This is a genomic window from Peribacillus sp. NPDC094092 (genome assembly GCF_050279365.1).
In the GTDB taxonomy this organism is placed as follows: Bacteria; Bacillota; Bacilli; order Bacillales; family DSM-1321; genus Peribacillus.
The window spans coordinates 245,026-268,679 of sequence record NZ_JBNNUC010000005.1; the positions used below are offsets into that span (position 1 = coordinate 245,026).

At 40.8% G+C, this 23,654-nt stretch carries 22 protein-coding genes and 1 riboswitch; of the genes, 4 read left to right on the top strand and 18 right to left on the bottom strand.

Annotation, left to right across the window (positions count from 1 at the left end; genetic code table 11):
* Window positions 1-55 precede the first annotated feature (55 nt).
* The 4 genes from ACQKNS_RS21785 to ACQKNS_RS21800 all read right to left on the bottom strand — a co-directional run bounded on the left by ACQKNS_RS21785 (window position 56) and on the right by ACQKNS_RS21800 (window position 6,203).
* Complete coding sequence (locus ACQKNS_RS21785) at window positions 56-259, bottom strand: YbdD/YjiX family protein (RefSeq protein ID WP_427645342.1); 204 nt, start codon at window positions 257-259, stop codon at window positions 56-58.
* A gap of 13 nt (window positions 260-272) precedes the next feature.
* A complete protein-coding gene (locus ACQKNS_RS21790; protein ID WP_427645343.1) occupies window positions 273-2,327 on the bottom strand; it encodes a carbon starvation CstA family protein in 2,055 nt (684 codons plus the stop codon).
* 362 nt (window positions 2,328-2,689) lie between these two features.
* On the bottom strand, window positions 2,690-4,480 hold the full coding sequence (locus tag ACQKNS_RS21795; protein WP_427645344.1) for an ABC transporter ATP-binding protein: 1,791 nt from the start codon (window positions 4,478-4,480) through the stop codon (window positions 2,690-2,692).
* Complete coding sequence (locus ACQKNS_RS21800; RefSeq protein WP_427645345.1) at window positions 4,455-6,203, bottom strand: ABC transporter ATP-binding protein; 1,749 nt, start codon at window positions 6,201-6,203, stop codon at window positions 4,455-4,457. Before ACQKNS_RS21800 ends, ACQKNS_RS21795 begins: the two co-directional genes overlap by 26 nt.
* A 450-nt stretch (window positions 6,204-6,653) precedes the next feature.
* Between ACQKNS_RS21800 and ACQKNS_RS21805 the strand changes: the two genes are divergently transcribed.
* Complete coding sequence (locus tag ACQKNS_RS21805; RefSeq protein WP_427645346.1) at window positions 6,654-7,214, top strand: nitroreductase family protein; 561 nt, start codon at window positions 6,654-6,656, stop codon at window positions 7,212-7,214.
* A gap of 220 nt (window positions 7,215-7,434) precedes the next feature.
* Here ACQKNS_RS21805 and ACQKNS_RS21810 read toward each other — a convergent pair whose 3' ends face one another.
* Together ACQKNS_RS21810 and queF are read right to left on the bottom strand one after the other, a co-directional pair.
* Window positions 7,435-8,781: an aspartate kinase gene (locus ACQKNS_RS21810; protein ID WP_427645347.1), complete on the bottom strand. Its 1,347-nt coding sequence runs from the start codon at window positions 8,779-8,781 to the stop codon at window positions 7,435-7,437.
* A 202-nt stretch (window positions 8,782-8,983) separates the two neighbouring features.
* Window positions 8,984-9,484, bottom strand: coding sequence for a preQ(1) synthase (gene queF / locus ACQKNS_RS21815; RefSeq protein WP_061461394.1), 501 nt, complete (start codon window positions 9,482-9,484; stop codon window positions 8,984-8,986).
* A 104-nt stretch (window positions 9,485-9,588) separates the two neighbouring features.
* Window positions 9,589-9,634, bottom strand: a riboswitch (PreQ1 riboswitch).
* Between the two features lie 130 nt (window positions 9,635-9,764).
* On the opposite strand from queF, the gene ACQKNS_RS21820 reads away from it, so the two are divergent.
* Both ACQKNS_RS21820 and ACQKNS_RS21825 read left to right on the top strand, forming a co-directional pair.
* Window positions 9,765-10,622, top strand: coding sequence for an EamA family transporter (locus ACQKNS_RS21820; RefSeq protein ID WP_427645348.1), 858 nt, complete (start codon window positions 9,765-9,767; stop codon window positions 10,620-10,622).
* Window positions 10,623-10,869: 247 nt separating this feature from the next.
* Window positions 10,870-11,004, top strand: coding sequence for a BA3454 family stress response protein (locus ACQKNS_RS21825; protein ID WP_192207721.1), 135 nt, complete (start codon window positions 10,870-10,872; stop codon window positions 11,002-11,004).
* A 262-nt stretch (window positions 11,005-11,266) separates the two neighbouring features.
* Here ACQKNS_RS21825 and ACQKNS_RS21830 read toward each other — a convergent pair whose 3' ends face one another.
* The 8 genes from ACQKNS_RS21830 to ACQKNS_RS21865 form a co-directional block, all read right to left on the bottom strand.
* Complete coding sequence (locus ACQKNS_RS21830; RefSeq protein ID WP_427645349.1) at window positions 11,267-11,716, bottom strand: YfmQ family protein; 450 nt, start codon at window positions 11,714-11,716, stop codon at window positions 11,267-11,269.
* Between the two features lie 306 nt (window positions 11,717-12,022).
* Window positions 12,023-12,307, bottom strand: a complete 285-nt coding sequence (qoxD, locus tag ACQKNS_RS21835; RefSeq protein ID WP_283916703.1) for a cytochrome aa3 quinol oxidase subunit IV — start codon at window positions 12,305-12,307, stop codon at window positions 12,023-12,025.
* Between the two features lies 1 nt (window position 12,308).
* A complete protein-coding gene (qoxC, locus tag ACQKNS_RS21840) occupies window positions 12,309-12,905 on the bottom strand; it encodes a cytochrome aa3 quinol oxidase subunit III (RefSeq protein WP_427645350.1) in 597 nt (198 codons plus the stop codon).
* A complete protein-coding gene (gene qoxB, locus ACQKNS_RS21845) occupies window positions 12,905-14,851 on the bottom strand; it encodes a cytochrome aa3 quinol oxidase subunit I (RefSeq protein ID WP_427645351.1) in 1,947 nt (648 codons plus the stop codon). The genes qoxC and qoxB overlap by 1 nt, the downstream gene beginning before the upstream one ends.
* A gap of 73 nt (window positions 14,852-14,924) precedes the next feature.
* Window positions 14,925-15,854 carry a cytochrome aa3 quinol oxidase subunit II gene (gene qoxA / locus ACQKNS_RS21850; RefSeq protein WP_427645352.1) on the bottom strand — a complete coding sequence of 310 codons (930 nt, stop codon included), beginning with the start codon at window positions 15,852-15,854 and terminating at the stop codon, window positions 14,925-14,927.
* Window positions 15,855-16,901: 1,047 nt separating this feature from the next.
* Window positions 16,902-17,216, bottom strand: coding sequence for a hypothetical protein (locus ACQKNS_RS21855; RefSeq protein WP_427645353.1), 315 nt, complete (start codon window positions 17,214-17,216; stop codon window positions 16,902-16,904).
* Between the two features lie 549 nt (window positions 17,217-17,765).
* The gene (locus ACQKNS_RS21860) at window positions 17,766-19,001 is read right to left on the bottom strand and encodes a S1C family serine protease (RefSeq protein WP_427645354.1); all 1,236 of its coding nucleotides are present in this window, start codon (window positions 18,999-19,001) and stop codon (window positions 17,766-17,768) included.
* Window positions 19,002-19,190: 189 nt separating this feature from the next.
* Window positions 19,191-19,877, bottom strand: a complete 687-nt coding sequence (locus tag ACQKNS_RS21865; RefSeq protein WP_427645355.1) for a hypothetical protein — start codon at window positions 19,875-19,877, stop codon at window positions 19,191-19,193.
* A 174-nt stretch (window positions 19,878-20,051) separates the two neighbouring features.
* Between ACQKNS_RS21865 and ACQKNS_RS21870 the strand changes: the two genes are divergently transcribed.
* Window positions 20,052-20,408, top strand: a complete 357-nt coding sequence (locus ACQKNS_RS21870) for a hydrolase (protein WP_427645356.1) — start codon at window positions 20,052-20,054, stop codon at window positions 20,406-20,408.
* A gap of 513 nt (window positions 20,409-20,921) precedes the next feature.
* On the opposite strand, the gene ACQKNS_RS21875 is transcribed toward ACQKNS_RS21870, so the two are convergent.
* The 4 genes from ACQKNS_RS21875 to ACQKNS_RS21890 all read right to left on the bottom strand — a co-directional run bounded on the left by ACQKNS_RS21875 (window position 20,922) and on the right by ACQKNS_RS21890 (window position 23,637).
* Window positions 20,922-21,179 carry a YciI family protein gene (locus ACQKNS_RS21875; RefSeq protein WP_427645357.1) on the bottom strand — a complete coding sequence of 86 codons (258 nt, stop codon included), beginning with the start codon at window positions 21,177-21,179 and terminating at the stop codon, window positions 20,922-20,924.
* A gap of 13 nt (window positions 21,180-21,192) precedes the next feature.
* Window positions 21,193-22,635: an aldehyde dehydrogenase family protein gene (locus ACQKNS_RS21880; protein WP_427645358.1), complete on the bottom strand. Its 1,443-nt coding sequence runs from the start codon at window positions 22,633-22,635 to the stop codon at window positions 21,193-21,195.
* 37 nt (window positions 22,636-22,672) lie between these two features.
* A complete protein-coding gene (locus tag ACQKNS_RS21885) occupies window positions 22,673-22,978 on the bottom strand; it encodes a hypothetical protein (RefSeq protein WP_427645359.1) in 306 nt (101 codons plus the stop codon).
* A 98-nt stretch (window positions 22,979-23,076) separates the two neighbouring features.
* Entirely contained in the window at window positions 23,077-23,637 is a 561-nt protein-coding gene (locus ACQKNS_RS21890; RefSeq protein WP_427645360.1) for an NADPH-dependent FMN reductase, read from the bottom strand.
* Window positions 23,638-23,654 lie beyond the last annotated feature (17 nt).

Genomic DNA, 23,654 nt, shown 5'->3' on the forward strand with positions numbered 1-23,654 from the left:
AAAATCCCATTAAAAAAAGGGCCCTCCTATTGAGGACCCTCCAAAAGATATTCAGTTAACAGCAGCGGGACACCTTCCCACCCTTTGCATTATACCGTTCATCCTGAGCTTCGCAGAAAAATTCTTTCCTGGTTTTCACAGGTTCTTCAGGATGATGCATTTTCATATGCGCCACATAAGTATCATAACTTGGCACACCGACAAGCAAACTGACGAATTGCTTTCTGTAGCTGAGAATTTTAATCAATCTTTTTAACATCGCCTTCCCTCCCTTATGAAGTCCTTGATACATAAGGTGTTTCATGTAAATCTATTTTCTGGTTCTTCAAGACTTTTATCCATAACCTAATTGCTGAAATCAGGACGGTGATCACCACGATCATGAAGATGGCACATAGGGCAGCATCCACATAATCATTGACGATAACCCGTTTCATCTCGGCAAGGTTAGCCGCCGGAGCAAGAATTTCCCCTTGATCATAAGCCGCTTTAAACTTATCCTTATGCGCTAAAAAGCCAATAGCCGGGTTTTCGTGGAACAGCTTTTGCCAACCTGCCGTCATGGTCACTATCAACAAGAATGTAGTAGGCACAAGGGTGACCCATGTGTACGCTTTCTTGCCCATTTTGAAAAGGACCGTCGTCCCAAGCAGTAACGCAATGGCGGAAAGCATTTGATTCGCAATTCCAAACAATGGCCAAAGGGTGTTGATTCCGCCAAGAGGATCAATGACCCCTTGATAAAGGAAGTAACCCCAGCCGATTACACATATGGCAGTCGCAATAATATTGGGCAGCCATTTATTCGTTTCGGCAAAAGGTTTGTAAAAGGTCCCGATGATATCCTGTATCATAAAACGTCCAACCCTGGTTCCAGCATCAATGGTGGTCAATATGAACAATGCCTCGAAAAGGATCGCGAAATGATACCAGAATGCCATCAGGGACGCTCCGCCAATCACTTGCGAGAAGATATGGGCCATGCCGATAGCAAAGGTTGGAGCTCCTCCAGTACGGGATATAATGCTCTCTTCCCCAACATCGTCGGCAAGGCCGGTAATCATCTCAGGTGTCAATATGAAACCCCAATCGGATATCGTAGCGGCCACCTGAGCTGGCTCCGTTCCCACAACGGCACCCGGGCTATTAATGGCAAAATAGATACCAGGGGTCAGCACACAGGCTGCTATCATCGCCATGATGGCAACAAAGGATTCAGTCAACATCGCCCCGTATCCGATTGGACGCGAATGGGATTCGCGTTCGATCATTTTAGGAGTTGTACCTGAAGAAACGAGTGCATGGAAACCTGATACCGCCCCACAAGCGATCGTAATGAACAGGAATGGGAATAAGTTTCCGGAAAATACGGGTCCTGTTCCATCGATGAATTGAGTGACGGCAGGCATTTCAAGGGTCGGCATGACAATAAAGATACCCAGCGCAAGTCCGATGATCGTACCGATTTTCAAGAATGTGCTTAAGTAATCACGCGGTGCCAATAACATCCATACAGGCAAAACGGATGCAACGAATCCATATACAATCAACATGATGGCAATCGTTTCCCCGCTGAAGGTGAACATTGGCGCCAATGTTGCGCTCTCGGACACAAAGCGGCCGAAATATAACGCGAGCATCAATAGTATGATTCCGATAATCGATCCTTCGCCAACGCGTCCTGGCCTTATATAGCGCATGTAAATGCCCATAAGCACGGCGATCGGTATGGTCGAGGCAATCGTGAACATCCCCCACGGACTTCCGACGAGCGCCTTTACGACAACCAGGGCAAGTACCGCCAATAAAATGATCATGATACCCAGGATACCGATCATTGCTATCAAGCCTGTAATCGGTCCAATTTCCTCCTTGATCATCTCTCCCAATGATTTGCCGTTACGGCGCATCGAACCGAAGAGAATGATGAAATCCTGTACGGCACCTGCCAATACAACCCCGACTACAAGCCATAGTGTCCCTGGCAGATATCCCATCTGCGCTGCAAGGATGGGACCAACGAGGGGGCCAGCTCCGGCAATCGCCGCAAAATGGTGGCCAAACAACACCCATTTGTTTGTGGGAACATAATCTTTCCCATCATTATTCGCTTCCGACGGAGTCTGGCGATTGTCATCTAGTTCAAACACTTTCCGTGCAATGAATTTACTATAAAAGCGGTATGCAACTGAATAAACACAGAGTGCTGCAGTGACAATCCACATGGCATTGATACTTTCCCCCCGGTTTAGCGCGACGAAACCAAAACTCACCGCACCCAACGCAGATATGATCCCCCAAAGAATGACTGATTTAAGCGTTTTCATTTTTTCCATCTCCTCTCTATTGAACTGGCTGCAACTATAAAAAACCTCATTTATAAGGGGCCAGGGCTATATTTCTGCCCTAACCCATTAAATTTAAAGAATTTTATATATATTCTGAATTATATGTTACCATAAGGTTTTTTAGCAATAGCAAAATGGTCAATTTGTAAAGTATTTTCCATTATTTTGTCGATAATTCCCTCTCTACCCATCAATATGGAATTTGCGATTTACGAATCATAAAAAACGTATTAGGTGATAAATCCACATTTTTAAATGAACGGAAGGCAATCCACAGGTTTAAGGTCCTAAATTCGGACCAACACAAAAAAATGTGCGCCCTGACGGCACACATTCTTTCTTCATCCAATCTGGTTTCCTCTTAATGAACTGCGAAACAGTTCGTAATAAAAACCCCTCTGCCGCAATAATTCTTCATGGGATCCCTTTTCAATGATCCTTCCTTCATCAAGCACAAGGATTTGGTCGCTTTGCTGAATTGTATTTAATCTGTGGGCAATGACAAAACTTGTCCTTCCCTCCATCAAACGGTGTAAAGCCTCCTGGATTTTAAGCTCTGTAATCGTATCTATGCTACTTGTCGCTTCATCCAAAATCAAGAGAACGGGATCGGCTAGGATAGCCCTGGCAATCGATAATAGCTGGCGCTGTCCCTGGCTTATTCCACTGCCATCCTGATTCAAGATGGTATCATACCGATCCGGCAGTTTCATGATAAAGGAATGGGCATTGGCAAGCTTTGCTGCATTCACCACTTCTTCATCTTCGGCATCCAGTCGACCGTAGCGGATATTTTCACGAATCGTACCTTGGAACAAAAAAGAATCCTGTAAAACGAAACCCATATGCCTACGGAGACTGGATCTCGTCACCTGTTGGATATCCTGTCCATCAATCAATATCCGGCCGCTATTCGGCTCGTAAAAACGGGCTAGAAGATTAATGATCGTAGTCTTCCCCGCCCCAGTGGGACCTACAAGCGCGATGGTCTCCCCTTTTTCCGCACGGAAATCAACATCATATATCGTTTGCTCCTCATTATTATACGAAAAAGAAACACCCTCAAATTCCACCTCACCATGGACATCACGAAGTTCAGAGGCCTGTTTCTCATCCACTTCCTCTTCTTTTTCATCAAGTATGGTGAAAACCCGTTCCGCACCGGCAACAGCTGAGAGAAGTGTATTGAATTGGTTAGCCAGGTCATTGAGGGGACGGGTGAATTGCCTTGCATACTCGGTGAAAATGACAATGACCCCGATGGAAACCGTCCCTATGCCACTCAGCGCCAAAAACCCGCCGACAGCGGCTATTACCGTGAAGCTTAAGTTGTTCAGTAAATTCATCAATTTCGGAATCAGCCCAGAGTATGATTGTGATAGGAAACCAGCTTTCTTTAAGTTTTCACTTCGGATGACAAAATCTCGAATCACTTTATCTTCCTGTGAAAAAGCCTTTACGATCCGTTGTCCGGATATCGTTTCTTCTATAAAACCATTCAGTTCCCCAAGATTCTTCTGCTGTTCTTTAAACAACTTTCCCGTCCGGTTCGTTATCCACCTCAGCCCGAAGAACATAAGAGGAACGATCAATAATGTTAGAACAGTTAATAAAGGGCTCAAATACACCATAACTCCGATTGTACCGACCAGTGTCAGCACACTGGAAAAAATCTGGATGACAGAACTATTCAAAGTGGAACTGACATTTTCTATATCATTCGTGACCCTACTCATCAATTCCCCATGCTGACGCCGGTCAAAAAAGGGAATGGACAACTGGTGAAGCTTTTTGAACAATTGATTGCGCATTGCATAAACCGTATCCTGTGCGATTCCAATCATCCAATAATTCTGGAGCCACATGGATAGGGAATAGAATATATAGACCCCGAGAAGTCCGAAAAGAAGGCTGATCAGCCCCCCGCTATCTCTTGTGACAATATAATCATCAATGGCCATCCCAACAAGAAAAGGGCCAAGCAATCCCAAAACCGAGCTTATCAGTACCATGAAAAGGACACAAAATAGCAGGCTTTTATTCGTTGCTAAGTAGGGAATGATCCTTTTTATCGTATTCCAGGAGTTGACCGGTTTAGCCCTTGCCTTATCGGGAGATATTCTTCGGCTCAAGAGTAATCCCCTCCTCCCCAAACTGTGAGTGAACGATTTTTCGATAAAGATCGCTTGTTTGCATCAAATCCTGATGTTTCCCCAGCGCAAGCACTTGACCACTTTCCAGCAACAATATTTTATCCGCCTCCATGGCTGTACTGATTTTTTGTGTAATGATGAGCGTTGTGCACGTATAGTCCTTTAAAGCGGCAAGCAATTTACTTTCCGTTTTCAAATCCAGCGCACTAGTACTATCATCCAGAAGGAGAATCTTTGGTCTGCGCACCAATGCTCTTGCGATTGATAAGCGCTGTTTTTGCCCCCCGGACAGATTCACACCTTTTTGTCCTAAATGGGTTTCATATTTTTTCGGAAGTTTCATTACGGTCTCATGTACCTGAGCATGCATGGCCGCTGTCACGATTTCCTCCATCGAGGCATTTTCTTTTCCCCAAGCGACATTATTTTTTATGGTTCCTGAAAAAAGCAGGGCCTCTTGCGGTACATAGCCAATCCTTTTCCGCAGCGAATTCAAGGGAATATCTTTCACATCCTGGTCATCGATTCGAATGGAGCCGCTTTCAACTTCGTATAATCTCGGAATCAGCTGAAACAGCGATGTTTTCCCTGATCCTGTCGCTCCTATGATGGCAAGCGATTCACCCGGACCGATGGAGAAGCTCAAATTTTTCAATATCGGGGTATCGGTTCCAGGATAACGGAAAGATACATCCATAAACTTGATGCCTCCCCCATCGATGGCCCCACTCTCGCTTTCCGCCTTTCCTTCATCAATATCTATCGGGGTTTCAAATATTTCCGTCACACGTTCCGCTGAAGCCTTCGCACGGGAAATGACCATGATCAGCCATGAAAAAACGGAAAGGGATGCCGCAATCCTCGTGGCATAGTTGACAATCGCCACAACCTCCCCTACCTGTATATCTCCCATAGTTATAAATTCGCTTCCAAGCCAGAGAATGATCAGAATCGCCACATTCATGACAAGCATCAACACAGGCATCGTCGTTTCAATTAAACGAAGGGAAGTCACGGTCTTTCTTTTCAACTCTTCATTTGCATCGTCAAATCGGCCGATTTCATGCTCCTTACGAAGAAAAGCTTTGATCAAGCGCATGCCTATCAGATTTTCCCTCATGACTCCATTGACATTATCAAGTTTATCCTGCACGAGCTTAAACAGCTTGGCCGCTCGTTTCATCACCCATCTAAGGAAAAAGACAAGAACCGGAATAGAAATGATCAAAACAAGGGATAGTTTCAAATCGACCGTAATTGCCATTATCGCCCCGCCAATTACGATCAATGGCGCCCTTGCCATGATACGCAGGCCCATAAAAACCGTATTTTGAAGTTGGGTCACATCATTCGTCATCCTTGTTATCAATGAGGAAGTCGGGATATTATTCAAATTCGCAAAAGAAAACGCCTGTATTTTACCAAAAAGGCTTTTCCTTACATCATGTCCAAAGCTTTGACTTACATGTGATGCCGTAAAGGAATTAACGATCCCGCCAAGGAATGAAAAAACGGAAAGTCCAACCATGACACTTCCCCATTTAATCACCACCGATAAATCTTTCTGCAAAATGCCATCATCAATTATTTTTGCTATAAATAGAGGTTGCAACAGCTCTACCCCGAGCTCGACAATCATTAAGGATAAAGCAAGAATGATCAAAAGCCAGTATGGCTTAAGAAATGAGGACAAATTTTTCATCTATGACCCCCTTCGATTCTTCATATGTAGATTGCATCTTTTCATCCTCTCATTATACATTTTTATACAGATTTTTTAAAAGATTTTAACTAATATAAAGGATTGGTAAATATATTGAATTTTTTTTAATAAATACCCTTGACAAATAACACAAAATAAGCGAAAATTCTAATTGATAATGATTTTCAATTTCATTATCGATCTCTGAAATTTGATAAGCAATTACGATATTCTCTTATCGTACCCTTTTGATATTGTACATAGCTGCAATGTCGCCCCGGCTTCTCTGTGCCTAGTAAAATTATATGCTCATTAGCGAAAGCAAGTCACTAGAATATTGCCCCCTCTTTATTCAAGTAATTTTTTCACGTTGAAGCATATTAGGCAGCCGGGGATTATTTTTTTTTCAACTATTAAACTTACATATATGATTAAAGGAGCAGGGTGATCATGAAACTAGAAGATATCATTAAAGAACGGCGCAGCATCAAACGATTTAAGGACATTCCTGTTCCCATTGATACCATCCAATCATTATTGGAAACTGCGACATGGGCACCGAACCATAAAATGACCCAACCATGGCGCTTCGTCGTGGTACATGGTGAGAGCCGTTTAAAACTCGCGGAAGCAACAAGTGCATTCATGGCAGGCAAAGAGAAGGACCCTGAAAAGAAAAAAGCGGCCGGACAGCGAGGATATAATAAACTTATAGGTGTACCGATGTTTGTCGCAGTGATCATGGAAGAGAATCCGAATCCCATGACACGAGAAGAAGATTATGCGGCCACAAGTGCTTTGATCCAGAATTTCAGCCTGCTTGCCTGGGAACAGGGAATCGGGATGATATGGGAAACATACGGCATGATACACAGCACGGAGTTTCGTGAAGCTTTAGGCGTGAAACCAGGCGAGAAGATCGTCGGCAGCCTTCACGTCGGCTATCCCGACATGATCCCCACTCCACGTCCAAGGAAAGAGATCGATCAAATACTGACCATTATGGACTAATATAAAAGAAAAACCTCCAATCTTCTATTTGGAGGCTCAGACTGTAGACAAACTCGATGCAAATCGAGTTTGTCTACAGTTTTTTTATGGCTTTTGCAATTGGACAACGGTCAATGCCGCTATCAAAAAGAACCCGATGAAAAATCCAGCGTCTGTATAGTGACTAAAAGATTACACACAAAAAACCCCCTTCTAAAAGGAGGTCTCTGTACTATTATTCTCAAAAGAACTCGTGATATAATGCCTGAATTGCCGTCTCTTCATTATGCCCTTTCACACCGAACATCATACTTACCTCCGAAGAGCCTTGGTTGATCATCTCAATATTCACCTTTGCTTCGGCCAAGGCTTTTGACGCTCTTGCCGTCGTACCGACATTATGGCGCATTCCTTCCCCTACAACCATGATCAAGGCAAGATCATGCTCCACATTCACTTCATCAGCATGAAGCTCTTTCTTGATTCGTGAAATGATTTTCTTCTCGGCTTCGCCCTTCATCTGGTCCTGCCTTAGAATAAGCGTCACATCATCGATGCCTGATGGAATATGCTCATATGAAACTCCATAATCTTCGAGGATGTGCAGCAGTTTCCGGCCAAAACCAACTTCCCTGTTCATCAAGTACTTGCTAATGTAAATGCTGCAGAATCCTTTATCACTTGCAATACCAATGACCGGCCCGTTCGTATTATCCCGTGTACTTACAATGCGGGTCCCTTGTGCCGCAGGATTGTTCGTATTCTGGATATGTACGGGTATTCCCGCACGGAATGCCGGAATCAGCGCCTCATCATGAAATACCGAGAAACCTGCGTAAGAAAGCTCACGCATTTCTCGATAAGTTAATTCCCGGATTCCCTTGGGATTGGAAACCACATTTGGATTCACCGCATAAACCGCATCCACGTCCGTAAAGTTCTCATACAAATCAGCTTTGACACCATTTGCAAGAATCGAACCCGTAATATCGGAACCGCTTCTTGAGAAGGTTAAAACATCACCATCTAACGTATAACCGAAGAACCCTGGAAATACTATGATTCCAGGCTCATCACGCAGAGAATATAGCCGGTCATAAGACTCTGGCAGAACCTTGGTGAATCCACCCTCATCCGTTACGATCAGGCCAGCCTTCTTCGGATTTATATACTGAGCCTCTACTCCAAGGCTTTGGAAATAACCTGCGACCAGCTTCGCATTATTATCCTCTCCACTGGCCTTCAAGGTATCCAAATAACGCTTCGGGTTAGTTTGGTCTGCATGCAACAGTGCCATTAAATTTTCCTGGATTCCCGTGACGACACTCTCGGATATTTCCAGTTCTTCAGCAATGCTCGCATAGCGGGATACAACATCTTCTATCAAATGCTCCCCGTTATCCCCGCGCAGCTGCTGTTCTGCAGCTGCAATCAATAAATCCGTCACCTTTATATCATCGGAATTGCGTTTCCCTGGAGCCGAAACGACTACAATCTTCCTCTCTGGATCAGAAACTACAATTTCGAATACCTTTTTCAACTGTTCACCTGACGCAAGTGAACTTCCACCAAACTTTGCAACTTTCATATCGACATCCCCTATTTTCGTAAATATTCTGTCAAAATTAACTCTCCCTATTATTACGCTTTTTCTCGAAACAATCAAGTGGAAATTCCGTTACTGAAGGACAATTGTATTTTTAAAAAGGACAAAATATTAAGACACGGATTGATAATGGCTAAAAAACTAAAAAAGACAACAGGCATTTGCCCATTGTCTCCACTATTCTTTAGCGATTATCCACGGTTTCCGGGTATAAGTCATGGTTCATCAAGCGGTAATCCGCCATTTCCTCATACTTCGTTCCTGGTTTCCCATAATTCGTGTAAGGGTCGATGGATATTCCGCCCCTAGGTGTAAACTTGCCCCAGACTTCAATATATTTAGGATCCATCAATTCGATTAAATCATTCATGATGATGTTCATGCAGTCTTCATGGAAATCACCGTGATTGCGGAAGCTGAATAAATAAAGTTTCAATGATTTGCTTTCCACCATTTTCACACTAGGAATATAGCTGATGTAAATGGTCGCAAAGTCCGGCTGACCCGTTATCGGACATAGGCTAGTGAATTCCGGGCAATTGAATTTGACGAAATAATCCCGGTTCGGATGCTTGTTATCGAATGATTCAAGGATCTCAGGCGCATAGTCGAATGTATATTTTGTTCCTTGATTCCCAAGCAGTGTGATATCTTTTTTTAATTCTTCTTCTTTTCTTCCAGACATTAAAAGTCCTCCTAATCCCACATTTCAGGGAGATTCATAAAATGGGCCTCTATATAACAAAAACCATATCTCCTCAAAGATATGGTTGATTCGCGAAAAATATCAAAGCCATAGTTTTTTTAAGAGGGTGATGCTATGAACCTCTCCCGTTTATCGGGAAATATTTTAAAATTGTCATAGTAAATATAGAAAAAAATATTTAATCTGTCAATCATACTTTTTAAATTTGGTTTGATTCCTTCATGCATTCAGCTTAAAATGTAGAAGAAGTTTATCCTACATGAAGGAAGAGATTACGTCAATGTGGATTTTTGCAGCCCTCATCACGAGTTTATGTTTTGGAATCAATAACAGCATTTTTAAATGGAGTAGCGGAAAGGGTTACTCAAAAGTGCATATCCAATTTTTCTTTTATTTTTCAGCTTTCATTTTGGCCATATCTTATGGAGTATTTGTGGATGGTTTACAGTTTGACTGGCTGTCCATCATGCTTGGCGGAGCCATTGGGGTACTGAACGCTAATGGTAATATCCAGATGGCAAGCGCCTTTGAAAAAGGGCCGGCAAGTTTGACATCTCCATTAATCGCAGCGAATGCAATATTCCCCATTCTCTGTGCAGCTTTAATTTTTCACGAACATATATCTACTTTGCAGTGGGCTGGTATTGTCTGCATGTTTCTCGCTACATTAGTCATTCAGTATACACCTAATGCTAAAGGTAACCATCAATATGTCCCTTGGATGATGCACACATTATTGTCCATATTATCTTTTGGTGTGCTCGGCATTCTTATGACGACATCCACACGTCTTCATTTAAATTCCCTTGATATCCTGGTATCAATGTATGGAGGCGGAACTCTTTACCTTCTTTCGGCTTTGGCCATTAAAAAGGAAAAAATCAAGCTAAATGAAGTCAAAATCGGTTCCTTGGTAGGCCTTTTAAGCACGATAGGCTATGGATGTTATTTCTTTGCGTTGAACACTGGCATCGCAAGCATCATCTTCCCTGTCGTCAGCCTGAATTGTTTAGTTGTCGTTTTCGCAGGATGCTATTTATTCAAAGAAAAACTAAAAAACTATCAAATTGCCGGCGTACTTGCAGCACTAATCGGCATTATCTTGACTAAAATATGAATATAGTTCATTTACAAAACCGACCTGACTGTCATGAGTACAAGCCAGGTCGCTTTTTTATTTTACCGGAAAATAGGGCCGTCAAAAAAAAGTGTTGACACTTCTTATAAAATATCAGATAATTTTGAATATTAATTCTTTATGTTTTACTACTTTTGAAATGTTTGAAAAATCCTCTGCCACGGGTATTAAAGAAATAGGTACAACCACCTTATTTAATTCTGAATTAGGAAAGGAAAGATGCATAATGGTAAAAGTTACGGTAACAGTTGATTTTCAAGGAAAATCTTATCAAACAAACGTCCTTACTAAACCGGATACAGATCATGAAGTAATTTTACAACAAGCTCTTCATCAAGTTGAAAAACAATGGAAAGCATAAACAGGCAGGCATCGCAATAGATACCTGCTTTTTATTACCATTTAAATAATTTAAGTATGAACGATTAAAGAACCTCTTACAGCAATTCCCTCACTTTTAATTGCATTTTCCAAAATAAACTAAAATTGAGACTTCAGTATGTACCTTAACCTCTTAATCCGAATAACATGTAATTTAGAATTGCACCTAAATTGAAATGGATTAATTATAAAAGACTTATAAAAAAAGACGGTCTTTTTTTATAAGTCTTTTTAATGTTCTTTTAAACTAAATTTCTTATTAATGGCACGGAACGCTCTTGGAGGCTATCGGAAAGCAGACTATAAGAAATAACTTTCTTCTTGTACTGTTTAACGACATCCACGTGGTCATTGTAAATATACACAAATAACCTAACGTCCTTTTTGCTCCTTTTAGTATCTATGACCAATGGAGTCCCACTGTTCTCTGGATGTAAAAACAATTTCTCGTTCCCTGGGAATATATGATTTTTTTTCAAAAACCTAGCGTTATTAAAATAATTAATGACTTGAATCTTTTCTTCCCCTTCTAAACGTTTTCCGTCAAAGGTTACGATCGCATTCTCGTCACTAATTTCTGAGTGTATTTTAAATTTGCTGATAATCCAATTAACTGCATCGGTTGGAAGGCAGGAAACCAATATTTTTAACAAACTTAAGATAATTGTCAAAATCAAGACCGGCAATGTCAATTTCATCATCTCCGCTGCGTTTATAAATGCTTATATCACTTATTATATCAAAAGGTCCGACAGTTTTTTCTTAGAAAATGTGTACGTTCTATTAACGATTTCCTTTTGTAAAACATTTCACTTGAACACACGGCCGCGCCTTCGAAAGGGAAAAGTTTTCGTTTATACATATAATGTTCCGAAAGGGTTATACTAAACAAAACGGGTTCTCCACACACTAAAAGCATGAAGTGGATAGAGCACTATATTATTAATTAAATACAAAAAACTGGGCGTCATCAAGACGCCCAGTTTTTCCGGAATGGATTATTGATATCCCCAAATCATTGTTAGCAATGTACCGAAAATTGTAACCAATGCAACGAACAATCCGTAATATACGTTTGTGTAAATCGATGCTTTATCTTCAGACTCCCCTGCATGCATGAACATAACAAATTGAAGTGCTGCTTGCATGAAGGCTGTAACAAGTAGGATGATCATAGCCATTTTAAGTGAGAGATCAAACATAATAACTGATAGTGCGACCAAAGTCAGGACTAGTGAAAAAGCAAATCCCATAACTTGGCCCCGTGGGAATAATTCTTTCATATTACATCATTCCTTTCAAGTAGACGAAACTGAAGATGAAAATCCAGACAACGTCCAAGAAATGCCAGTAAAGTGAAAAGATGAAAGCCTTGTTGGTTGTTTGTGGAGTCATACCGCGCTTTTTAAGCTGCATGATAATGAAGGTTCCCCAGAACAAACCAAGTGTAACGTGAGCTCCATGCGTACCTAGTAATGTGAACAAACTAGATAAGAAAGCACTTGTTTGAATCGTTGCTCCTTCATGTACATACTCCACGAATTCATAGATTTCGACTCCCAAGAAGCCTAAACCAAGAATAAGGGTGATAATGAAGAAACCAATCGTTGCTTTCTGCCTGCCAAGTCTCATTGCATTGATTCCAAGACCTATGGTAAAACTACTAGTTAAAAGAAAGATGGTTTGAAACATTAGTGTTGGGACTTTAAAAAGATGTTCCCCTGTTGGACCATTTCCAGTTCCATCAACTAAGACAAAATAAGTGGCGAACAGTGTAGCGAAAAGAGCAATTTCTGCTCCTAGGAAAATCCAGAACCCAAAAATCTTTAAGCGATTTTCTTCCGTGCTATATTCTAGTGGCAGCGAGTTATCTATTTTCATTACTTAGCACCTCGCAATTTATTTTCAGTTTCTTCGATCTCTTCAACAGAGATATAACGTCCGTGATCTTTTTCGAATGAACGGTGAATCATACAAGCAAAGATACCGATCGTTGCAATGATTGCAATGATCCACATGCTGAATACCAATGCAAAGCCCCAAACGAAGAAGATACAGCTCATGATAAACGGCACACCACTGTTATTTGGCATATGGATCTTCTCTACTTTACCGCCAAATAATTTAAAGCCTTTTTTCTTTGAATCCCAGAATGCTTCTGTAGAATCAACTGTTGGCACAACTGCAAAGTTATATTCAGGGATTGGTGTATGTGTAGCCCACTCTAAAGAACGTGCATCCCATGGATCATTCGAAATATTTCTTGATGCATAACGAGTGCTCCAATAGATATTGTACACAATAAGTGCAAAACCTATTGCCAAGCCAATCGCTCCAACGAAAGAGAGCATATTCAATGGACCATACCCTGTTGATTCGGAGTACGTATACATACGACGTGCTTGCCCATCTAAACCAGTGATGAACATCGGGAAGAATGTTACATTAAAGCCGATTGTAATGAACCAGAACGACCATTTCCCAATTTTTTCGTTCAACATGAAACCAAACATTTTTGGCCACCAGTACGTGAAACCGGCAAGTACGGCAAATACAGTACCAGGGATTAAAACGTAGTGGAAGTGAGCTACTAAGAACATTGTATTATGGTATTGGTAGTCAGCACTTGCCATGGCAAGCATAACCCCTGTTACCCCGCCGAGCGTGAAAATCGGAATGAAAGCCAAGGAGTATAGCATCGGAACGGTAAATACGATTTTACCTTTCCAAAGTGTGAACAACCAGTTGAAAATCTTAACTCCGGTCGGAACGGCAATTGCCATCGTGGTAATCGAGAAGATACCGTTAACCATTGCGCCGTGACCCATTGTATAGAAATGGTGAGCCCATACAATGAAAGATAGTGTAGAAATAGCTACCATGGAAATAACCATCGAATTATAACCGTATAGGTTACGACGTGCGAATGTTGAAATGATTTCACTGTAAATACCAAAGGCCGGAAGAATAACTATATAAACTTCAGGATGTCCCCAAACCCAGAACAAGTTCGCCCAAAGCATATCGCTACCGCCATTGGCCATCGTAAAGAACTGAGTTCCGAATAGACGATCCATTGTCATCAACGCAAGTGCCACTGTCAATACAGGGAAAGCGAAAACGATGATGAAGTTTGTGATCAAGATAGACCATGTGAACATTGGCATTTTCATTAAGGTCATGCCAGGTGCTCTCATTTTCAAGATGGTTACGATAAAGTTGATACCAGTCATTAATGTACCGATACCAGCTATTTGAAGTGAAATCGCATAATAGTTCGAACCTACTGATTCACTGAAATCGTTACCTGCCAGCGGGAAGTAAGATGTCCAGCCTGCATCAGGAGAACCACCGACTACGAAAGAGATGTTAAATAGCATTGCCCCCATGAAGAATAACCAGAAGCTTACTGCGTTCAGACGTGGGAATGCTACGTCACGCGCTCCAACTTGTAATGGTGTAACAATGTTCATTAACCCAATGATGAATGGCATAGCCATGAACAGGATCATGACGACCCCGTGTGTTGTAAATACCTCATTATAATGCTGTCCATCCAAAAGACCGTTATCTGGAATAGCCGTTTGAGCACGCATCATGAGAGCATCGACGCCACCGCGGAAGAGCATAAGCAGTGCTGCCAAGATGTACATGATACCAATACGTTTATGGTCAACCGTTGTTAACCACTCACGCCATAAGTAACCCCATTTTTTAAAATAGGTAATTCCGGCAACAACCGCAATCATGGTTAAACCAATGGCAACCATGGATGCATAAATCGCAGGACTTGGATGAGGTACGGCAAATCGATCAAAGTAATCCATACTTTTGTGACTCCTTTCAGGAAAATATTCCTTATCTTGTAAAACTGGTTGTTTTATCGAACGAAATTAATTCTTAGTGATCATGATTCATGTTGCTGTGTTCTGAATGTTCCTCGTGTGAATCCTTGGAATCATTTTCTTCAGTATGAGATGATCCGTGGTCATGACCAGCGTTTTCCCCTTCAGGAGCTGGTGAAAACTCTAAGTGAGTTCCAGTGTAAGTGGATTGTCCCACATGACCAGGTTTTAATAATTCATTGAATTTTTCCTCAGTAATCGGTTTAGCAGTAGCTTTAATTTCATCTACCCACTTATCGTATTCTTCTGCAGTCAGTGCATTAACATTGAACGTTTGTTGAGCAAAACCTGCACCACTGAAGTTCGAATTCCGACCCATATACTCACCTGGTACATCAGCTGCTAAGTGCAACGTATTAACCATGTCCGACATCGCGTATTTTTGTCCTCCAAGTTGCGGAATCCAGAAACTTGAGATTGGACCGAATGAGTAAAGTTTAAATTCGATTGGTCGGTTAGTCGGTATAAACAGATAGTTGACTGTTTCGATATCTTCTTCCGGATAACTAAAATGCCATTTCCAGTTGGAAGATGAAGCGTAAATAACTAAAGGTTCTTGATCTCCGTACCCTTTAGGTGTTGCCTCAACTTCATTTGTTGTTTTAACAGTAACAACAGATAGGAAAGCGACGATTAAAATTGGGATCGCAACCCAAATTATTTCAAGAACCTTACTTCCTTCTATATGAGGCGGTTCATAATCATCACGTTGTTTGGAAGCACGATATTTCATTATCATGAAGATATACAGTACCATAACGACAAGGACGACAAAGGCCATTGTCCAAATCGAAATCATAATAACATCTGCTTGTGTTGCAGCTACTGGCCCTTTAGGGTCCAAGACCATTAATGGGTTATCGCAACCGGTTAGCACAGTGGCAATTGTAAAAAGTATAGTTAATAGAGCCCATTTTATTTTCATAGTACTACCCCTTTCTTACATAATAAAATTCCAATTGGTAATTATTCGGACAAAGTGTTACCATGTTCACAAACCCGACATACCAATATTAATCCCAAGTGTAAAAAAAGACAATATAAAGTGACATCTGTCACATAAAGTTCAATAAAGAGCAGTAAGAAGATGGTAAATGAGCAGAAATGTTCGAAAATCTTCAGCAAATGAAATATAATAATTGTTTAATAAATTACCTATGAAAATTCACTTATTCGTACAGAATTGCTGACAGTATCGGTTACTATCCGTTTAATATTATTCTAATATAATGAAATGAAATTTTCACATTATATTCACTGCGTTTATTGCCTTAAGACTTGTAAAGATTATGAATGATATTACCTATCCTGTTAATTAGGTATCTATCATTGAAAAACATGATTTATAGCGGATTTTTTTCACTCGGCCATGGAAGTTGGTAAATGGTGGCCGCATTGTACACGATGTTGTTTCCATGCTTCAATACCCCTATGATCCAACACTGGTCAATATTATATATATATAAAGAAATAACTGGTGTGAAATGTAAATGGCTTTATTCTCCTCGCAATAACTAGCTATAACGAGTCAAGTTGTTTATCAATCAATATCAGCAGGACCGGACAAAAAACATTCCACAAAAACGTACATTTGGTTGTTCAATCAACTCCGTTTTTTTTGGAAACTCACTACTCAAAAATCAACGGCATCCCTTTTGTATCTTCAAGGAAAAGAGCATAAAAAAACCACAAAAAAAGGACTTTTTAAAAGTGTCCTTTTCTCGTGGTCCAAGCACATCGTTATGTATTTCAAATACAAAGGGTTACTTGAAATATTTTTTTGGTACATGACGAGTGCAGTATATTGTATTGAATTAAAATGTAGCCAACTGATAATTACCCCAAGCCCTACACAAAATGAAAGCGCATTCAATCATTCGGATCACGTTGACTCGAATTCTTTAGACAGGCGTTCATCCATGTTGGTAAATCTGATGATGGAATGCACGTTCATTATGTTATATTCCTTGTTTTAGTTACTGAATTCTGTACTTCTTTTTGTTGGGGTGTTAGCCTTTGATTTCATTTTTATGATTTTAGTCGTTTCGGGTACGATTCTTTCACCTTTATGTGTTTTCGTTACCATTTCTTCTGTCAGGACAAAAAATATACCAACTAGAAAAATTGCAGCTGCGCTTAGTGTGATGGCGATTCCAACGGCAGTAAATATATAATCTTTATTGTAATCGCTTACAAAGAAGCTTAAAGCAAAAATAATAATTCCGATTACACAACCTGTGCCCGATACCCATTTCACTGCATCTAACATCTTCTGATTAGCTTCCATAATTTCATCCCCTTTCTTTCTATTTTATTACATTTCACAAAATTGTCAAATCTTTTCTATTTTTTAACATATCCACAATGAAATCCTTGACAAATAGAACGCGTCACTATTCGCTTTTAGGCATTCAAGACTATAGGAAAAATCTGCAAAATAGTGCAAATACACTATCCATTTTTCCTATATTAACCTTTTGTATACTATTAAATAGGGGTTTGTACAATTTGAACGATGTTTTCCACTCCAGGTGCTTTCCCCGCAGGAGTCTCGCACCTTCCGTGCCAATCAACGTTGTTTTAACTTTTAGATAAAAACTCTTAGCCTAAATCCTTTTTGTTACAAATATGGTTTATATCGGATTATTATAAGAGGACTTAAAAAATGGTCGATGCAGGCGATAATTACTTTCTCTTAATTTAAATAAGTTGGCCAAATGGACATGGCAGGTTCCCAAAACCACCTAAAGGGAAAATGGGGTTCGGATTTTTTGTTCCGAACCCCTTTTGTCTACAAACTGAGGCCCCTGATGAAAAATCAGGGGCCTACCAATTTCTATGGTTTTTGTAAGGTTAACGTTACCGTTTTCTCTTCCGTCCCCCGATATACTTTAACCTTTACTTTATCGCCGATTTTCTTATCTGTATATAAGTACTTCCTTAATGCTGCAGCTGTATTTATTTTCGTTCCATCAATCTCCACGATGATATCCTGTTCCTTAAGCCCTCCATTCGCCGCAGCCGAACCCGCTTCAATACTCGTCACCATTACACCGGTCTTTACCGCTTCAGGAACATTTTGAATGTAATATTGCGGCAGTTCTTCCATACTGGCCAAGCTGACTCCTAAATATGGGCGCGTGATTTTTCCATTTTCAATCAGCTCCGTAACAATTGGGATCACATCATTACTTGGTATGGCAAACCCTAAACCTTCCACACCGTTTTCGGAAATCTTCAAGCTGTTTATGCCGATCACTTCCCCAGCGGTGTTGATCAATGCACCTCCGCTATTGCCGGGGTTGATCGCTGCATCTGTTTGAAGGACATCAAGTTCCCACTCCCCATCCGAGGTATCAACTGAAATGGAGCGTCCGGTCGCACTGACGATCCCTTGTGTAACCGATCGTGAAAAATCAAGTCCAAGCGGGTTGCCAATCGCCAATACTTCTTCACCTGGACGCATGTTATCAGAATTACCGAATTTTATTCCCTCCGGTGCTTTCGAGGCATCAATTGTCAAAACCGCTAAGTCCGTCAAAGCATCCGCGCCGACAACCGCTGCCGTCGCCTTTTGTCCATCATACAATGAAATTTCGACTTCCTTAGCTCCTTCAATAACATGATTGTTCGTAATGATATAGGCTTTCCCATCCGCTTTTTTATAAATGACCCCTGAGCCGGTGCCGCTCTCAACCGTTTCGCTCTCCGTGCTTTGCCGCTGGTACGGGTTCTGGTTTTGCATCTCCTGTAAATTCACGACCCCCACTATCGATTTGGATGCTGATTCGACCATCACTGCCCTATCATTGGAATCCGTACTTGTCGATAACTTTTCTGCCGTGACACTTTTATCCTTTTCAACACTTTCCGTTTGCTGTACTCCTGCCGTTTCGGTTGCCTCATTCACTGAACTTTTCCCTTGATCTATAAAATCCCCGCCAAATAGAAATACAGATGATGTAACCATAGAAGCAACCGTTCCGGAAACAAGACTGGTTATCCAAAGAGATTTACCCTTTTTCCGTTCTGCCTTGACTCTGACTTGCTCATCACCATTATAATTCTCCATCATTATCCCTCCTAGGATTATCCTTTACTTGGTTCAATCATAAACAGTAAATATTAAAAAATTCTTAAGAAAATAAAGAATAAGGCGACCTTTTTACAAAAATCATGACATTTTATCGAATCCTGCACATTGCCGCGCCACAAAATAAAAAGGCCTCAAAAGGCATTCAATCCGACCATTCAGTTATCCTTACATGACTTCATAAACTTCTTTAGTCTTCTTATTCACGCCATACCAGCCCCAAGTGGTTTTGTGACCATTTTTCTGACTAAGTTCATCCACCTCGAAAACATGAAAAATGTAATCTCCCTTTTCGGAATCATGATCATATTCAATATGCAAATTCTGAAAATTTTCCATATCCACATAATCTTTCACAAGCATTTCAGCCTGGGATTTACTTAATGTACTGACTGAATCCTTGCTTCCTTTGCCGTTTGTTTCCGTTGCCGCCTTATCTTCTGCTTTTGATCCATCCTCGGTTGATTCCTTCACCGGTTCATCATTCCCCACTACTGTTTCTATCGTGGCGGAGTCTGATACGGAGTGCATTTCCACCGCCTTTAAAACCATTTGTTTACCTACCCTGTATTTCGCTTTATATGTGGTTGCTTTTTCAAAATCGATTTTGGCCAAACCAAAATCCTGATCGTCGAAATTCTTCATCCCACTTGCCAGAAAACCTGAAAGATCCATTAACTCCCTTGCTTCCGTTGTTTTTGCTTCTTTATAAGCTAATTCAAATGCCTCATGGGCTTCTAAATAATTTTCCTCATTCAACTGACTTTTCCCTAAATCCATATTGGAATCATAATTCCTTGTTACGCATCCTGAAGCAATCAACACAAGAAAAATAACCATGATTGACCTCTTCACTATGTCACTCCTCACTTTTTCATAATATTCTGTAAATCCATCTTAAACCATTTGATAAGAAATCCGATACCTCTATTTCCTATCTTTTTCATTAAGGAAATGTTTACGTTCAGGATTAACTTTTTACAAATAGTGGTACAGAATAGATAAATGCTTGAAAGGATGATGTGCAGAATGATTCAGGAAAAACAGACCTATTATGTCGATTTGGTAAGCGGCGACGTACTCGGACAAAAACTTGAAGAGAATCCGAGCTTCACTATACACGCAACTGATGAGGAACTTGCAGAATTGAAACAATGCTTGGAGGAACACCGGACTGATGACCTGGAGGCATATGCCCGTTCACATGTGCCCTACCTTCTCTATCATCATGACCGGGCAAATGATAAATACGATGCTGCCATGAAAAGGCTGTATGCCCTCATTTATAAGTTAGGGGATGAAACGGCACGAAACCATATTGAAGAAATCGGCATATTGAAAGATAACAAATTCGAGGGAGAAGAAGTAATACAAAAGTTCAAATAACAAATAGGAACAGAACCTGAAATTCAAAGGTTCTGTTCCTTAATGATCAAATTCAATCAAAAAGTTTTCCCTTCCCCAAATGCAAGCGAAAAAGATTCCATTTCGTGATTCATTATACAGTTTTATACGCAGGGTCCTTTCAATCTACATATATATCTTTCAAATAGTCTGAACCTACACCGCCAATAACCATCAAAGCTAATGGTTAAAGATTCGATACAACTGGCATGCTTTTTAAAATTGTAATATCGGTGTAGCTTCACGAAGCATTCTTTTATATTTCTCTCCTTTTTGCACTCATACTTTCACGTTTAACAACCGGCAGTTATCAAAGGGAAGCAAGGTCCAATTAACATCTTTACTCACTTCTGGTATAACTTTATCTTTTCATTATGGAGTTGACCTGCACATGCATAAAAAAAAGGCTGCCTCGGCAGCCCTCCCTATAATGAAGGAACTGTCTCAAGCTCCCGGTATCATTTCATTGCAATGACATGCACTCATAACGTTTCGTTATAAAATATTCCACTCTTTTAATTCCAGTCTACGAACTTTATGTACAACATGGGGATCATTTTCCGCTAATGAGCGTGCTTCTTCGAATGTGTCTGCATTATAGACAACCAAGCCGCCTGAGCCATCTGCAAAAGGCCCTCTTGCAAAAACCTTCCCTTTGCGATCAAGTTCGTTTAAATACTCGATATGCTGTGGGCGCACTTCTATATTTTTTTCAGCATCAATCATATGTAAAATTGCTGCATAATAAGCCATGCTTTTCCACTCCCTAATTTTGGTTCCAGACAACCAGCTTCATTTCTGTCATTTCTTCCACTGCATATTTTAATCCTTCACGGCCAGTTCCGCTTTCCTTCACTCCGCCGTACGGCATATTATCTACTCGGAATGTCGGAATGTCGTTGATCATGACTCCACCAACTTGTAAATTTTCTGCAGCATCCAGTGCTGTACGAACATCGTTCGTATAAATCCCTGCTTGCAGGCCATAATTGGAATCATTAACCAAATCGATTGCTTGTTCTACTGATTGAACCTTGTTAATCAGAACGATCGGGGCGAACACTTCATGACAAGATACCTTTGAGTATGCATCAGCATTCAATATGACGGTTGGATGAAGGATATTGCCTTCCGCTATTCCACCAGTTGCAATCTTGGCTCCACCTTGTTTCGCCTCCTCAATCCAATTGAGGGTTCTTTCAACATCATTTGGGGAGATCAATGCGGAAACATCCGTTTCCGGATCAAGCGGATCACCTAATTTTAATCGTTTCGTTGCTTCTATAAACTTTTCAACAAACCGATCATAGACTTCTTCATGAGCATAAACCCTTTGCAAAGAAATGCATACTTGTCCCTGGTTTGAAAATGCCCCATTCACACAACGAGAAATAATCTTTTCGATATCCGCACCACTATCAATGATGACTGCTGCATTGGATCCCAGTTCCAGCGTCACTCGTTTCAATCCAGCTTTGTTGCGGATGCCAATTCCAACTCCTGGGCTACCGGTAAAAGTAATCATACTTACTCTAGAATCAGTGACCAACTTGTCTCCAACCACTCTTCCTCCACCCGTGACCACATTTAATGCTCCTGCAGGCAATCCCGCTTCCTGTAATAGTTCTCCAAGGAATAAAGAGGATAGAGGCGTTTGGCTTGCTGGCTTTAATACAATTGTATTTCCTGCTGCGATGGCCGGACCCACTTTATGAGCGACTAGATTCATGGGGAAATTGAAAGGTGTTATGGCCCCAATCACTCCAATCGGTTCACGTACAGTGTAACCAAGTCGGTTTTCGCCACCTTGGGCGGCATCCAGAGCGATCGTTTCTCCATGAATTCGTTTCGCTTCTTCAGCGGCAAACTTGTACGTTTCAATTGTTCGCGCCACCTCTCCCTTCGCGGTTGTAACCGGCTTTGCTGACTCAATAGATATGATTTGAGCGGCTTCATCTGCGCGCTCCTCAAGAAGATGTGCCAATGTTTCAAGGATTTTCGCTCGTTGGTGGGCCGGCATTTTTGCCATCACCTTTGCAGCCTTTTGCGCCGCTTCGATAGCTTGGTCGGTTTCTTCGTCTGTAGCCAGGGGGATTTCAGCTATGACTTCTCCTGAAAAAGGAGATCGAAGTTGACTATACTCCTTGGCCTCCACCCATTCCCCTTTGATTAGTAAATGTTTTTTTTCCACTCTATCTATGATTGTCATATTCTCAGCCACCCTTCACTCTTTGTATGTGCTTCATCTAAAGATTAGAGGCAATTTTTGAAACGGTCGATCCCATTCTTGGAAAATAATATTCTTCTAATTTTGTCGTTAATCCACCGTGGCCAAATTTACAGTGGCTATTTTCTTTCCCGGAACTTCGCTTACTAAATTCAAGAAAATATAATATGCTATTTCGTCTTTCTAGAATATTACTAATTCCTTGCTTATAAAACCAAGCATCAATGGTATTATAAACCCCTCTATTAATCCCATACTGTTCATTACAGACTTTAATGAAGGATAAATCAGTTAAGTTTATTATCTCATCTATATTTAATAGCAATTTGTCCCCTCCTTGCTACTTAGCTCTGCTAATTGAAATGCACTCAATTCCAAAACGAATTATCAGCTGGAGTTTTTTTCATTTAAATCTACTAATCTTTAGCTTAATTGGTGCTCTGGTTTTGTACTCTTCAATGCTTTTTGCATAAAAACGACTTCTTCACTCAGCATTGATATACGTTCAAGAACTTCCTCATCAACCAGTTCGTTTTGTGGATTGAAATGGTCGTTATGAGCATAAACAGAGCCTGGTGCAACAAAGGCACGGAAATAACCGGCTATAGGTTTCAGCTGATTTTCAATGACTAAATAATGCTGGTAGGTTCCACCAGTAGCCACAAGCCCCATTACTTTATTACGGAAATCCTTCGGGGGTATTAAATCAAATAAGTTTTTAAGAGCACCCGTGATCGACCCTTGGAATATTGGTGTTCCTATAATGTAAAAGTCTGCTGAGGTAACGATATCAATTACTTTTTTCGTATCTCCAGTGTATGTTGACGGATTACGGCCATCACAAAATTGAACATCATACTCTTTCAAATCAAGCAGCTCGATTTCGATATCAGGATGATTATTCTTAACTTCCTCTAAAACTTTTTCTATAACGACTTTCGTCTTTGTTCCTATTATCGTTCCTGAGATTCCCAGTAATTTCATTTCACTTTTCCTCCTTA

Coding starts and splice junctions, on each gene's coding strand:
- qoxD (WP_283916703.1), bottom strand. CDS start 12,307: ATGAAAGAATTATTCCCACGGGGCCAAGTTATGGGATTTGCTTTTTCA.
- ACQKNS_RS21880 (WP_427645358.1), bottom strand. CDS start 22,635: ATGACAATCATAGATAGAGTGGAAAAAAAACATTTACTAATCAAAGGG.
- ACQKNS_RS21855 (WP_427645353.1), bottom strand. CDS start 17,216: ATGGAAGCTAATCAGAAGATGTTAGATGCAGTGAAATGGGTATCGGGC.
- qoxB (WP_427645351.1), bottom strand. CDS start 14,851: ATGGATTACTTTGATCGATTTGCCGTACCTCATCCAAGTCCTGCGATT.
- qoxA (WP_427645352.1), bottom strand. CDS start 15,854: ATGAAAATAAAATGGGCTCTATTAACTATACTTTTTACAATTGCCACT.
- ACQKNS_RS21790 (WP_427645343.1), bottom strand. CDS start 2,327: ATGAAAACGCTTAAATCAGTCATTCTTTGGGGGATCATATCTGCGTTG.
- qoxC (WP_427645350.1), bottom strand. CDS start 12,905: ATGAAAATAGATAACTCGCTGCCACTAGAATATAGCACGGAAGAAAAT.
- ACQKNS_RS21820 (WP_427645348.1), top strand. CDS start 9,765: ATGAAGGAAGAGATTACGTCAATGTGGATTTTTGCAGCCCTCATCACG.
- ACQKNS_RS21805 (WP_427645346.1), top strand. CDS start 6,654: ATGAAACTAGAAGATATCATTAAAGAACGGCGCAGCATCAAACGATTT.
- ACQKNS_RS21860 (WP_427645354.1), bottom strand. CDS start 19,001: ATGGAGAATTATAATGGTGATGAGCAAGTCAGAGTCAAGGCAGAACGG.
- ACQKNS_RS21810 (WP_427645347.1), bottom strand. CDS start 8,781: ATGAAAGTTGCAAAGTTTGGTGGAAGTTCACTTGCGTCAGGTGAACAG.
- ACQKNS_RS21875 (WP_427645357.1), bottom strand. CDS start 21,179: ATGGCTTATTATGCAGCAATTTTACATATGATTGATGCTGAAAAAAAT.
- ACQKNS_RS21785 (WP_427645342.1), bottom strand. CDS start 259: ATGTTAAAAAGATTGATTAAAATTCTCAGCTACAGAAAGCAATTCGTC.
- queF (WP_061461394.1), bottom strand. CDS start 9,484: ATGTCTGGAAGAAAAGAAGAAGAATTAAAAAAAGATATCACACTGCTT.
- ACQKNS_RS21800 (WP_427645345.1), bottom strand. CDS start 6,203: ATGAAAAATTTGTCCTCATTTCTTAAGCCATACTGGCTTTTGATCATT.
- ACQKNS_RS21890 (WP_427645360.1), bottom strand. CDS start 23,637: ATGAAATTACTGGGAATCTCAGGAACGATAATAGGAACAAAGACGAAA.
- ACQKNS_RS21825 (WP_192207721.1), top strand. CDS start 10,870: ATGGTAAAAGTTACGGTAACAGTTGATTTTCAAGGAAAATCTTATCAA.
- ACQKNS_RS21870 (WP_427645356.1), top strand. CDS start 20,052: ATGATTCAGGAAAAACAGACCTATTATGTCGATTTGGTAAGCGGCGAC.